The organism is Marinomonas gallaica (assembly GCF_001639745.1).
Taxonomy (GTDB): Bacteria; Pseudomonadota; Gammaproteobacteria; order Pseudomonadales; family Marinomonadaceae; genus Marinomonas; species Marinomonas gallaica.
This window is the reverse complement of sequence record NZ_LTAX01000061.1, coordinates 1-322: the sequence shown is the minus strand read 5'-3', so window position 1 is coordinate 322 and position 322 is coordinate 1. Positions and strand designations below refer to the sequence as shown.

Genomic DNA, 322 nt, shown 5'->3' with positions numbered 1-322 from the left:
GATGTGTCCCATTCGTCTAGAGGCCTAGGACACCGCCCTTTCACGGCGGTAACAGGGGTTCGAACCCCCTATGGGACGCCAACTAACGTAAGTTGTAAAATGACGTGACAGTATGCGGGAATAGCTCAGTGGTAGAGCACAACCTTGCCAAGGTTGGGGTCGCGAGTTCGAGCCTCGTTTCCCGCTCCATTTCTCCTTGTGAGAAAATCCTCGAAAGAGGGTGCTTCTACGGAAGCAAATGATGTGTCCCATTCGTCTAGAGGCCTAGGACACCGCCCTTTCACGGCGGTAACAGGGGTTCGAACCCCCTATGGGACGCCAA

3 tRNA genes are annotated in these 322 nt (G+C 54.7%); all 3 read left to right on the top strand.

Annotated elements, in window-relative coordinates:
- The first annotated feature begins 5 nt into the window (after nucleotides 1-5).
- The 3 genes from AYW76_RS18605 to AYW76_RS18595 all read left to right on the top strand — a co-directional run bounded on the left by AYW76_RS18605 (nucleotide 6) and on the right by AYW76_RS18595 (nucleotide 321).
- Nucleotides 6-81: transfer RNA gene (locus AYW76_RS18605), tRNA-Glu, on the top strand.
- Nucleotides 82-114: 33 nt separating this feature from the next.
- Nucleotides 115-189, top strand: a tRNA-Gly gene (locus tag AYW76_RS18600).
- A gap of 56 nt (nucleotides 190-245) precedes the next feature.
- A tRNA-Glu gene (locus AYW76_RS18595) sits at nucleotides 246-321 on the top strand.
- The last annotated feature ends 1 nt before the right edge of the window (nucleotide 322 follow it).